The organism is Polaribacter sp. 11A2H (assembly GCF_011379025.1).
Classification (GTDB): domain Bacteria; phylum Bacteroidota; class Bacteroidia; order Flavobacteriales; family Flavobacteriaceae; genus Polaribacter.
In genome coordinates, this window is the sequence record NZ_WTLD01000003.1 from 156217 (window position 1) to 169336 (window position 13120).

General features: G+C 31.5%; 13 protein-coding genes. All 13 read right to left on the reverse strand.

The genetic code is table 11. The annotated features are described in order from the left end of the window. Positions 1-28: 28 nt before the first annotated feature. Positions 29-1015, reverse strand: coding sequence for a DUF4837 family protein (locus GQS58_RS05035; RefSeq protein WP_166383515.1), 987 nt, complete (start codon positions 1013-1015; stop codon positions 29-31). 185 nt (positions 1016-1200) lie between these two features. After that, positions 1201-2490, reverse strand: coding sequence for a lytic transglycosylase domain-containing protein (locus GQS58_RS05040; RefSeq protein ID WP_166383517.1), 1290 nt, complete (start codon positions 2488-2490; stop codon positions 1201-1203). Between the two features lie 8 nt (positions 2491-2498). Beyond that, positions 2499-3260: an exodeoxyribonuclease III gene (locus GQS58_RS05045; RefSeq protein WP_166383519.1), complete on the reverse strand. Its 762-nt coding sequence runs from the start codon at positions 3258-3260 to the stop codon at positions 2499-2501. A 47-nt stretch (positions 3261-3307) separates the two neighbouring features. Further along, a complete protein-coding gene (locus GQS58_RS05050; RefSeq protein WP_166383521.1) occupies positions 3308-3538 on the reverse strand; it encodes a hypothetical protein in 231 nt (76 codons plus the stop codon). Between the two features lies 1 nt (position 3539). Continuing rightward, on the reverse strand, positions 3540-4193 hold the full coding sequence (locus tag GQS58_RS05055; protein WP_166383523.1) for a 3-oxoacid CoA-transferase subunit B: 654 nt from the start codon (positions 4191-4193) through the stop codon (positions 3540-3542). Between the two features lie 146 nt (positions 4194-4339). Then, positions 4340-5041 carry a CoA transferase subunit A gene (locus tag GQS58_RS05060; protein WP_166383525.1) on the reverse strand — a complete coding sequence of 234 codons (702 nt, stop codon included), beginning with the start codon at positions 5039-5041 and terminating at the stop codon, positions 4340-4342. Between the two features lie 134 nt (positions 5042-5175). Then, entirely contained in the window at positions 5176-7440 is a 2265-nt protein-coding gene (locus tag GQS58_RS05065) for a penicillin-binding protein 1A (RefSeq protein WP_166383527.1), read from the reverse strand. Between the two features lie 71 nt (positions 7441-7511). Continuing rightward, positions 7512-8006, reverse strand: coding sequence for a gliding motility lipoprotein GldH (locus GQS58_RS05070; RefSeq protein ID WP_166383529.1), 495 nt, complete (start codon positions 8004-8006; stop codon positions 7512-7514). Next, positions 7984-9519 (reverse strand): stage 0 sporulation family protein, encoded by a 1536-nt coding sequence (gene ricT, locus GQS58_RS05075; protein WP_166383531.1) that lies wholly within the window; start codon positions 9517-9519, stop codon positions 7984-7986. Before ricT ends, GQS58_RS05070 begins: the two co-directional genes overlap by 23 nt. 374 nt (positions 9520-9893) lie before the next feature. Next, positions 9894-10124 carry a ferredoxin gene (locus GQS58_RS05080; protein ID WP_166383533.1) on the reverse strand — a complete coding sequence of 77 codons (231 nt, stop codon included), beginning with the start codon at positions 10122-10124 and terminating at the stop codon, positions 9894-9896. After that, the gene (locus GQS58_RS05085) at positions 10124-11371 is read right to left on the reverse strand and encodes a peptidase U32 family protein (RefSeq protein ID WP_166383535.1); all 1248 of its coding nucleotides are present in this window, start codon (positions 11369-11371) and stop codon (positions 10124-10126) included. Before GQS58_RS05085 ends, GQS58_RS05080 begins: the two co-directional genes overlap by 1 nt. A gap of 4 nt (positions 11372-11375) precedes the next feature. Beyond that, positions 11376-11528, reverse strand: coding sequence for a hypothetical protein (locus tag GQS58_RS05090; RefSeq protein ID WP_166383537.1), 153 nt, complete (start codon positions 11526-11528; stop codon positions 11376-11378). Positions 11529-11532: 4 nt separating this feature from the next. Next, complete coding sequence (locus GQS58_RS05095; protein WP_166383539.1) at positions 11533-12564, reverse strand: rhodanese-related sulfurtransferase; 1032 nt, start codon at positions 12562-12564, stop codon at positions 11533-11535. Between the last annotated feature and the right edge of the window lie 556 nt (positions 12565-13120).

The following is a 13120-nucleotide window of genomic DNA, read 5'->3' on the forward strand; positions in this document are numbered from 1 at the left end:
TTTCGGTTTTTTTTATATAAGTTCCTTTTTATTTAATCTTCATAGATTTTGCAATAGCCTCTAATTCAAACAAAAAAGCTCTTTTATTTACAGAAGGCGCATAAGTAAATCCTTCAAAAACAATTAATCGGTTGTTCTTTTTATCTACCACCGTGTAATTTAAAAATGGTCCTGCCATAAAATCGTTTTTCACTTCCCACTTTCCACGAGTTTCATACGCTTTTTTACCATCTATAACTGCATCAAAAGTAAAAGGAGTATATGCTAACTCGGTAATCATGTGCATGGTTTCTGGATCTGAACCAGGTATGTATTTTTTTCCAATTCTATTTCTAACAGCTACAATACTATCAGAAACTTGTGCTTCATCTACTAAAGGAACAGCATACACTAAAATATTATTACTTCCGGTTTTTGCAATTCCGCTTGATAAATGTTGACGCAACCATAAAAAATCTCCCGTATCATCTACGGTATTAAATTTATTATTAATGGTTAATGAAACCCCTAAATTTTGTAGTGTTTTAAACTGAGAATCATCTAATTTATTTTTTGCAAACAAATTTTGAAGCATGTTTACATCAGATTCAATAAAAGTTTTAATAATCTCTTTATGATGTTTTTTAAAGAGTTTTACAACACTTTCTCTGTCTTTGGCATATACATAAACAATAGTTTGTGGTTGTGCATATACATTTTTTCTTACAAAGTATTTTTCTTCATCTGCAACACCAATAACCATAATGTTTCTACCAACTTGCATCATTGTTTTAAATCCGTTTGGAGCAACTTGAGATACAGATAAAAGAGATTCTGGCTGCGGTAAACCAACCATTAATTCTCCAAAAGAATTTCTTATTTCTTTACCAATATCACCAGCCCAATCACTAGCCTTGGTAACTACCATTACTTTGTTTACTTTACCAACCGATGATCGTAAAGTAATTTTATCCTTTCCATCATCACATGAGGTTAATAAAACTGCAATTACTAGTAGTGTAAATATTTTTTTCATGAGTTTAGTTATTTTTTATGTTGTAAGGTTGGTTCTAACATCTAAAAGTTTAATACACCAAATACTGTTCCACTTTTAAAGTATTTCAAAGAAAATTAAAAATGTTTTTAGAAATACTTTAAAGCAGGTCTATTAGGTATCTTTTAGGGGAGTTTTTATTACTTTTATGTTTCTTTAAACAGTATTTACCTCCCTATTTTCTTTGGATAAACAGACAATCTTTGCCCTATTTTTAATCGGCTTGTCTTTAAACTATTCCAACGTTTAAGATCACTTACACGAACACCAAATTTATTTGCTATTTTACCCAAGAAATCTCCATTTTTTACTCTGTAACGTATACGTTGATCCATTTCAAAATACTTAGGTAAAGGTTTTTCTCTTTGCGCATCATCTGTATCTGCCAAAGCATAAATTTCTTTTTCCTTATCTAAAAACTCAATAACCTTGCTACTTGGTAATATTAAAGCATAATTTTTGTCTTTTACAAACGGAATAATATCTAATTTATAAGACGGGTTTAGCTCAGACAAAACATCTTCATCAATGGCAATCTTCTCTGAAATTTGATCGAAACTAATGGTTCTTTTAACATGAATTGTATCTGTCTGAAAATCAAAAAACTGAGGAAGCTCAGAATAAATATTATGTTCATTTGCATATTCAAAAATATACATAGTTGCATAAAAAGCAGGTACATAACTTGCCGTTTCTCTTGGTAAATAAGGTCTTATATTCCAATAATTTGTATACCCACCAGAACGTTTTATTGCTTTTCTTACATTTCCAGGTCCAGAATTGTAGGCCGCTAAAGCTAAATCCCAATCTCCAAAAACAGTAAATAACTGACTTAAATATTTACAAGCAGCAATGGTTGCTTTTACAGGATCTTGGCGCTCATCTACATAAGAACTCACTTTTAAATCGAACTCTACTCCCGTACCATACATAAATTGCCACAAACCTGTTGCACCAGCTCCAGACTTAATTTTTGGTCTTAAAGCAGATTCTACAATAGCCAAATATTTCATTTCTAAAGGAATATCATATTGATCTAGATATTGCTCAAACATTGGAAAATAGTATTTTGCTTTTGCCATTAAAGCAGGATAGTATCTTTTACGGTGTAACAAGTAACTATTAATTACCTGTTCTAAAGAAGGATTAAATGCTAAATTAAAAGGCGTTTTATTATTTAAAGCAGTAAGACGTGATTTTAACAAATCTGTTGTTAAAACAGTGCTTGTGTTTCCTATAATATCTATATCATTTATTACGTAACTTAACGAATCTACCAATGCCGAATTAAATTTTTCATCGACCAATAAGCTATCAATTGCATTTAAATCTGCATCAGAAAAAAAACTTTTTCTAATAGGTTTTTGTAAGGTGTCTTTGGTTATAAATAAAGTATCTTTTTTTACTTGTGAAAAAATAGGACTAGTTAATAGGAGGAATATAATTAGTTTCTTCATGTTTTATTTTAAATATCAAGTTCTACAGCTATTGGACAATGGTCTGAATGTTTTGCTTCTGGCAAAATATATGCTCTAGAAATTTTTTCTTTTAGAGGTTCTGAAACCATCGCATAATCTAAGCGCCAACCTTTATTATTTGCTCTAGAATTTGCTCTGTAACTCCACCAAGAATATTCTTGTTTTTCTTGATTTAAAAAACGAAAACTATCTATAAATCCGCTCTTAATAAATTCACCAATCCATGTTCTTTCTTCTGGCAAAAAGCCGGAAACGTTTTTCATTTTCGGATTGTGAATATCAATTTCTTCATGACAAATATTATAATCTCCACAGATTACTAAATTCGGAATTTCGAGTTTTAAATTATTGATGTATTCTTGAAATTCATCCATGTATTTAAACTTAAAGTCTAATCTTTCAGAATTTGTTCCAGAAGGCAAATACAAGCTCATTACAGAAACACCATCAAAGTCTACTCGTAAATTTCTACCTTCAAAATCCATAGATTCAATTCCGGTTCCATACTCAATATGGTTTGGTTTTTCTTTACAAAAAATGGCTACAGAAGAGTATCCTTTTTTCTGTGCAGAAAACCAATAATGATATGGGTAACCTGCATTTTCAAAATCGGTAAGATCTAATTGTTCTTTATGTGCTTTGGTTTCTTGTATGCAAATTACATCTGGATTTGCGGCTTCTAACCAATCTAAAAATCCTTTTTTTAATGCGGCTCTAATGCCGTTTACGTTGTATGATATTATCTTCATGTATGCTTTTTAATTTCCTGATAAAGGAAAACACTCTTATTTTTAATTTATTGCTCTAGCACTATTGGATTCTTTAAAAAGATCCAAGTAATTTGCTTTTTCTTTCCTGTTTGGGTTAGAATTATTTTTTTTCTTGGCGATATGATAAATGCTAAAACAGCACTAATTGCCGCTTTTAAAGGGAAATTATCCGAGGTATAAAATTGATCAAAAATCAACATAAACAACACAATTAGAATGGGATAAATTAACCAATATGTTTTTTTAAATAACTTCATATTAAAACTTCATTTCTGGTATTTCTCCATTTACAATTAAGGTTCCTTCTGTTGCATTCTTAATATCTTCTACAGAAATGCCAGGAGCTCTTTCTAACAAGTGAAACACATTATCTCTTACTTCTAAAAATGCTAAGTTTGTTACTATTTTTGTTACACAACCAACTCCCGTTAAAGGCAAAGAACATTTCTTTAAAACTTTAGATTCACCACGTTTATTGGTGTGCATCATGGCAACAATAATATTTTCTGCAGATGCAACTAAATCCATTGCACCTCCCATTCCTTTTACCATTTTACCTGGAATTTTCCAATTGGCAATATCACCATTTTCAGCAACTTCCATGGCTCCCAAAATAGTTAAATCTACATGTTTACCACGAATCATAGCAAAACTCATTGAAGAATCGAAAAAACTTGCTCCAGGCATCGTCGTTATCGTTTGTTTACCAGCATTTATAATATCTGCATCTTCTTCACCATCAAAAGGAAAAGGGCCCATGCCTAGAACACCATTTTCACTTTGAAATTCAACATCAATATCTTCACGTACGTAATTAGCAACCAAGGTTGGAATACCAATACCTAAGTTTACATAAAATCCGTTTTGAACTTCTTGAGCTATTCGCTTTGCAATTCCTATTTTGTCTAACATAGTACTAATTTGAAAATTAATAAATTTGATAATTAGAAAATGTATTAATTCGATCTAATGTGATTCTTGTAGAAACAAAACTCTCTAATTAATTTCAAATTAATACAGTATCAATCCCTGTCTAGGCAGGAATAACAAACGAATAATTATTCGCGATTACGCACCGTTCTTTGTTCTATTCTTTTCTCGTAATCTTTACCTTGAAAAATACGTTGTACAAATATTCCGGGAATATGAATATTGTTGGGGTCTAATTCACCAACTTCAACCATTTCTTCTACTTCAGCCACAGTAATTGTTGCGGCGCCGCACATATTCGGATTAAAATTTCTAGAAGTTCCTTTAAAAATTAAGTTTCCAGCAGCATCTCCTTTCCAAGCTTTAACAAAGGCAAAATCAGCCTTAAAAGCAGGTTCTAAAACATACATTTTACCATCAAACTCTCTGGTTTCTTTTCCTTCTGCAACTTCTGTTCCGTAACCTGCAGGCGTATAAAATGCTGGGAAACCAGCTTGTGCAGCTCTACATTTTTCTGCTAACGTTCCTTGCGGAGTTAACTCTACTTCTAATTCTCCAGATAACATTTGACGTTCAAACTCTTCATTTTCTCCTACATATGAAGAAATCATTTTTTTGATTTGTTTATTTTGAAGCAATAATCCTAAACCAAAATCATCTACACCTGCATTGTTAGAAATACAAGTAACATCTCTAACATCTAGTTTTACCAATTGAGCAATTGCATTTTCTGGAATTCCACATAAACCAAAACCACCCAACATAAAAGTCATTCCATTTTTAACACCTTTTAAAGCATCTTCTACGTTGTTTACTTCTTTATTGATCATAATTGTTCGTGTTTTAGAACTTCCCGACTAAACGCGAAGCGACATTCTTGTAATTTACTAAAAAATAAATTTAATGCAAAATAAAGAATTTATTGAAACAAAAATCTCCTAAATATTAGGAGATTCTTTTTAGACTAAAAATCGGTATCTTCTTCTATAGGAGCATCGTTATCATCAGATGTATCATTACAATTAATATTGATTGATAAATTATCTGGTTTTTCAAAATCTTTCTTACTCACATTTAACGTTTCATCTGCATATACTTTTTGCATATATAACGCCCAAGAAGGTAAAGCCATTGTAGCTCCTTGTCCTTTTGCAATACCAGCAAAATGAGTTGCTCTATCTTCTCCACCAGTCCAAACACCTGTTGCTAAATTAGGTACAATCCCCATAAACCAACCATCAGATTGATTTTGAGTGGTACCTGTTTTACCTGCAATTGGGTTTGTAAATTTATAAGGATGCCCTGTAACGTAATCTGCTTTTTTCCAAGGTAAACGTAAACGAACACCAGAACCAGATTGGGTAACTCCCTTTAATAAATCTAACACAACATAAGCAGATTCTTCACTTAAAACTTCTTTTGTTTCTGGTGTGAATTCTTCTAAAACAGTTCCGTTTTTATCTTCAATTCTTGTTAAAATCATTGGAGCAACACGTAAACCTTGATTTGCAAAAGTAGCATATGCACTTACCATTTCTAATAATGATAAATCTACGGCACCTAATGCAATAGAAGGATTTGCAGGAATATCACTCTCTATACCAGCAGATTTTGCTAAACGCACTACATTCTCTGGACCAACCATATCTATTAATCTTACAGACATTGTATTTACAGAACCTGCTAAACCATCTTTTAAACTTAGCATACCACCATACTTTCTACTTGCATTTTCTGGAGTCCAAGCTTTAGGTATTCCATATTTTCCTTTTGGAATTGTATAAGGTATGTTTGGAAACTCATCACAAGGAGATAATTTTAATTGATTAATTGCAGCAGCATATACAAATGGCTTAAAGGTAGAACCTACTTGTCTTTTCTGTTGCGCAACTGCATCATATTTAAAATGTTTGTTATTAATACCACCTACCCAAGCTTTAATATGACCAGATTGTGGCTCTATAGACAACAAGCCAGAACGTAAAAAGTATTTGTAATATCTTAAAGAATCTATTGGAGACATAATGGTATCAATATCACCTTTCCAAGAAAAAACACTCATTTCCGTTTTGGTTTTAAAAACTTCATCGATATATTTTGTAGATTTTCCTGCAATTTTTAATCTTTTATATCTGTCAGAATTTTTCTTAGCTCTTTCTAAAATTCTATTAATTTCAGATTCATCTATGTCATAAAAAGGAGCTGTTTTATTTCTTTTCTGCTCTGTAAAAAAATAAGATTGTAAATTAGACATGTGTTCTTCAATAGCTTCTTCTGCATATTTTTGCATTCTAGAATCTATCGTTACATAAATCTTTAAACCATCTCTAAAAATATTATATTCTTCTCCGTTTGGTTTTGGATTTTCTTCCACCCATTTTCTTAAATATTTTTGCAAATATGTTCTAAAATAAGTTGCAGAACCATCACTGTGTCCTTCTTTATGAATATCTAAACCTAAAGCCAATGCCTGTAAAGAATCTTTTTCTTGTTCAGAAAGAAACTCGCTACGATTCATTTGTTTTAACACAACATCTCTACGATTTTTTACTCGTTCGGCTCTTCTTAAAGGGTTAAATAGTGATGCATTTTTTAACATCCCTACCAACATTGCAGATTCTTGTATCTCTAATTCTTTAGGTTCTTTACCAAAATAAATACGCGCTGCAGAACGAATACCAACTGCTTGGTTTATAAAATCGTACTTATTTAAGTACATGGTAAGAATTTCATTTTTGGTATATTGTCTTTCTAATTTTATAGCAACCACCCATTCTTTCACCTTTTGACCAACTCTTAAAAAAATATTTCTAGAAGCTCTACCAGTAAATAACATTTTAGCTAGTTGCTGTGTTATTGTACTAGCACCACCACTTCCTGGTTTTAAGATAGCTCTTGCAGTTCCTTTAAAATCGATACCAGAATGCTCAAAAAAACGTTCATCTTCTGTTGCTACTAAAGCTTTTATTAAATTATCTGGTAAATCCTTAAACTTAATAGGTGTTCTATTTTCTGTAGCATATTTACCCAATGTTTTACCATCTGAAGAAATAATTTCTGTTGCTAAATTATTTTCTGGATTTTCTAATTCTTCAAACGTTGGTAATTTTCCTAAACCACCCCAAGAAGCAATTAAAAACAATAGTAATACTGCTGCAAACCCACCTAGAATTAGCAACCAAAACCATTTAATATATTTTTTAAAATCTGTTGTTTTCTTTTGTGTCATAATAAAAAACTATTTCTCAACATTGTTGAGATTTCATTAATTTGTCTTTCCCACGCAAACGGGAATTTTATTTAATTTTCTATGCTAAAACCTACATCCTGAATTCCTTTTAAGAATTCAATAGGTTTCACTTCTCCATTTTTACGCATTGCATGGCGCACATTAAAAATATAATTTCCAGAAATTGGAAATGCCTTTTTTTCTTTATAAAATAATTTATTTTCTTTAATTTCTGTAAACCCAACACCTAAAAAACGTCCTGTTTTATCAGCCATTTCGTATTGTAAAGTATCTACAACCCTGGTTTCATTAGGAAAAACAAGTTCTGTAATAAGATACAAATTGCTATAGGCGTACTCATTATTATTTCTAATGTTGATAAATAGGTTTTTTGGAGAAATAGTATCTTTTACTTCAAATTCAAAAAATATTTTTTCATTCGCTTTCCAACCTTCATTATCTATTGATTTATATAGATTAAAATCTGATTTATCATCACAAGAAAACAGCAATAAAAGAGTTACTAAAACAATTAAAAAAGAATTACTTTTCAGAATTGTTGTCATTTTTTGGGTTATTATTTTTACGGTTTCTATTATTTTTTCTTGGCTTATTTACCTTTTTAACCTCTCCCTCTGGTTTTTTTATATCCTTAACTTCTCCTGCTGGTTTTTTTATTTCGCCTTGAGGTTTCGGTTTGGGTTTTCTTTGCGGCCTTGGTTTAGGCTGAACGTTTGCTTTAGGCTTTTGATTTGGGTTCGAATTTGCATTCGGGTTCACTTTAGCTTTAGGCTTCTGGTTAGGGTTTGTATTTGGTTGTTTCTTAGCCTGTGGCTTTCTTTTTTGATTTGGGCTGGGCTTTTGGTTTGGATTTGTATTTACCTTTTGATTTGGGTTTAACTTTGCCCTTGGCCTATTATTAGCAACTTCTGCTGGTTTTTTCTTATTTCTACTTTTCTTACGATTACTCGTTTTAGGAGTATCAAAACGTGTTAAACTATCTTGCCCAACAGCATCTTCGAAATCTACTTTTACTGGGATTTCTACATCTGCTTCATATTCTTCTAACGAAATAGATTTTTCATTATTTTTATTAAGCGCTATTATTTCTAAAACTTGTTCTAGAGTAAGTCTAAACCATTTAAATCGTTCTTCTTTATAAGTATACCAAAGATGATTTTTAAAAATATCCATCTTTACAAATACTGCATCTCCTTTTTCTGTTTTTAGTACTAGATCTTGTTTCGGAAATGATTTTAAAGCATCTAAATAGGTGTCTAACTCAAAATTTAAACAACATTTTAACTTACCACATTGACCAGCTAACTTTAAAGGGTTTAAAGATAGTTGTTGATAACGTGCTGCAGATGTAGTAACTTTTCTAAAATCTGTTAACCACGTAGAACAACACAACTCTCTACCACAAGAACCAACACCACCTAAACGGGCAGCTTCTTGTCTTGCACCTACTTGTTTCATTTCTACACGAATAGAAAAAGCACTTGCCAAGTCTCTAATTAACTGTCTAAAATCTACTCTTGTATCTGCTGTATAATAAAATGTAGCTTTGTTTCCATCACCTTGATATTCTACATCAGATAATTTCATTTGCAAACCTAAACGACCTAAAATTTCTCGTCCTTTTCTTTGCGTTTCTTCTTCTTTTCCTCTAGCTTCTTGCCAAATATCTATATCTCTCTGACTCGCTTTTCTGTAAATTTTCTTTACATCTTCATGCTCTGCGGTAATTTTGCGTTTTTTCATTTGCACTTTCACCAATTCTCCTGCCAAAGAAACCGTACCAATATCATGTCCTGGAGATCCTTCTACCGCCACAATATCTCCCATAGTGATGGGTAAATTATCTGGGTTAGTAAAAAAATGCTTTCTTCCATTTTTAAAACGGACTTCAAAAATATTAAATTTCTCTTGTCCACTTGGCAACGTCATATTAGACAACCAGTCAAAAACGGCTAGTTTATTACTACCACTTCCGCAGGTTCCTGACCCACAATTACCATTACTCTTGCAACCTTTTGGTACTCCATTTTCTGTTGTACCACAACTTCCACATGCCATGTAAGTATATATATTTTTATAGTTGATAGTCTTTATAGTCTATTTTTAGCAGCATATCCACTAAAAAAGCGCTCTATAAATCCTAAAAACCTCTTGGTTTATAAATTGATTATCAAGTTGATAGATATACACAACTTAACCCTCACTAATTCGTAAATATACGCATTCTCAAAGAATGAAAAAATAGGTTTATGAAAGTTAACATAACTACTTTTTTATTTATTGATACCTCAAATGTAGTATGAAAAATTGTTTACTTCCGAATCCGTTTAGTATTTGCATGGTTTTAATTAGTATTCGTATAAACACCTCTTTTTTTTAAACAAAAAAAGCCCTCAATAAATGAGGACTTTATTTTTAAATTTTCTCGATTTTTAAACCTGTTTTACTTCAATAATTTTAACAGGACAGGCTTTTTTAGCTTCCAAAGAAGCATCAAAAATAGATTCATCGAAAGATTTTATAGTGAAGAAACCTTTTTTTTCTATGGAATGTAAAAGAACAGTTTTCCCGTCTTTTTTAGACATTTGAAACTGACTTGGCGCTAATTCTACACAGTAATTACAACCAATGCATTTGTTTCTTTGCAACGTAATTACTACCATTAGTTTTCTGCGAATTCCGTTTTTACAATTTTATATAACTTATCTGATCTTCTTATTTTAAAATCTAACTTCATGGTAACGTCGTCTCCTTTAGTTGCTTTTTCTGCAGGAACATCGTTTACAAACATTTGTTTTACTTCCATTTCTTGAGCCCCAGTTGAAGGCCCAGTTATTAGAATTGTATCGCCTAAAGCAACATCGTACGCATCAATTTTAAACTGACCAATTTTAGCTTTGTCAAAATAATGTTCTCCTTTGCCCAAATAGACTTTTTTTTGTGTTGCATGAGAACCAGACTCTTTACTCCATTCTCCTAATTTCTGACCTAAATAATAGCCATTCCAAAAACCACGATTGTAGACTTTTTCTAATTCTTTCATCCAAGAAATTACTTTTTCTTTATCGTAAGTTTCTGCAGCCAAACTATCAATTGCATCTCGGTAACATTTAATTACTTTGGCAACATATTCTGGTGCTCTTCCTCTACCTTCAATTTTTAAAACTTTAATTCCAGCATCTGCAACTTGGTCTAAAAAGTCAATAGTACACAAGTCTTTTGGAGACATAATATATTCATTATCTAACTCCATTTCAAAACCAGTTTCTTGGTCGATAACCGTATATTTTTTTCTGCAATTTTGTTTGCAAGCACCTCTGTTTGCTGATGAATTTGATGAATGTAAACTCATATAACATTTACCAGAAACCGCCATACACAAAGCACCATGACCAAAAATCTCAACTTCAACCAATCTACCAGAAGGTCCTTTTATTTGATCTTTCTCAATAGCCTCTGTAATCTTTTTTACTTGTCGTAAACTCAACTCTCTACTTAAAACAATAGTATCTGCAAAAAGTGCATAGAATTTTACCGTTTCTATATTTGTAATATTTATTTGTGTAGAAATATGGACTTCCATTTGCTGTTCTCTAGCCATAGAAATCACTGCTTGATCCATGGCAATTACAGCTGTTATATTTGCTTCTTTTGCACGTTTTATCAATGTTTTTACTATTGATAAATCATGATCATAAACTATTGTATTTAATGTAAGATAGCTTCTCACATTTTTTGCTGAACATCTTTTAGAAATCTCTTCTAAATCATCTAACGTAAAATTAACAGAAGCTCTTGCTCTCATATTAAGTTGCTCTACTCCAAAATAAATAGAATCGCAACCATTATCTAAAGCAGCTTGCATAGATTCAAAATTACCAGCTGGCGCCATTAATTCGATTTTTTGCATGACTTTATTTTATAGAAGTTACCTTAATTTCCTTTTTAATACCATTACTAGCTTCCAATTCATTTATAGATTTCAATAAAACTTTTCCGTTTTTTCCTGAAAGCAAATAGTTCATTTCTTTTTCTGAAAAAGTATTCTTATTATCAGCGTTTTGCATGACTTTATTTTTTAAATTTTAAAGCTTCAGAGCGACCTTTCTTAAAGATTTTATTGCTGTTTCCTTTCCCTTTTCTTAATTCCTTTTGCTCCTCAAAAGACAACTGAATTATTTCTTGGCAATCTGCAGAACAGGTGTTTTCTGTTCTTTCGGCACATTCATCACATTGAATAAATAATAAATGACATGCTTCGTTGGCACAATTTGTATGCTCGTCACATGCTTTACCACATTGGTGACAGTTAGAAACTACATCATCTGTAATGCGTTCTGCTCTTCTATGATCAAAAACAAAGTTTTTACCGATAAATTTATTCTCAATCCCTTCTTCTTTTACCTGACGTGTGTATTCTATAATTCCGCCTTCTAATTGAAAAACGTTTTTGAAACCTTTGTGTTTGTAGTACGCAGATGCTTTTTCGCAACGGATTCCGCCAGTACAATACATCAACAAATTTTTGTCTTCTTTGTTGTCTTTTAAATCTTCTTCTATAATATCTAAAGAATCTCTAAAGGTATCTACATCTGGAGTTACAGCGCCATCGAAATGACCAATTTCACTTTCGTAATGGTTACGCATGTCTACACAAACCGTATCTGGGTTTGCTAACATTGCGTTGAATTCAGCTGCATTTAAATGCACACCTTTTGCAGTTACATCAAAAGTTTCATCATTTAAACCATCGGCAACAATTTTGTTTCTAACTTTTACTTTTAACTTTAAAAACGATTTATTATCGTGTTCTATAGCAACATTTAAACGAATATCCTTTAAAAAAGAAATACTGTCTAATTGGTCTTTTAAAGCATAAAAATTTTCTGATGGAACAGATAATTGAGCATTGATACCTTCGTATGAAACATAAATTCGACCTAAAACATCGAGTTCACTCCATTCTAAGAATAATTTGTCTCTAAATAATTGTGGGTTTTCTATTTTAAAATATTGATAAAAAGAAATTGTTAAGCGGTCTTTACCAGCTTCGTCTATTAATGCAGCGCGTTCTATGGCGCTTAACTTATTGTACAGTTGCATGCTATACTAATTTGTTTAACGTTTTTAAACTGAATTTGTTTCAGTTTCTATTGTTGCAAAGTTACGGGTTTTAGTAAGAAATTTTATGATTATTATCATAGATTTGGTCCGTTTTACGCTAAAATGAGAAAGTTTTAGGCTCTATATTAGTACTCGTTTCTAACGAATTTCTAAATTATTATTAAAGACAATCTTTAACCACACTCGTTACAAAGGAGTCTTAAACTCTTTACAAAAACTAAAAATCACCTCGTAGTCACAAAGAAAACATAACGCTATGTTTTCTTTGTGACTACGAGGTTGTTAAAAGCAGTTTTAAAAAAAAATAACAAAGAAATCTGCTTATTAATCGTGAAATTGCTTCGTACCTAGCAGTAATGCTGCCAAATAAGTTTAGCCCTGATTGAAGCATTTGTTTGAGCTCTTTTTTGACTTTTTAGGAAAAAAAAGCGAGTGCGGAAAGCAGGAAATAGCTTCTAAAGAAATTTTAAAGATCGGTTTATTATAATTTTACATCAAACTGTTTAAATTTAAACATCAGGATTTTTTGTGCTTC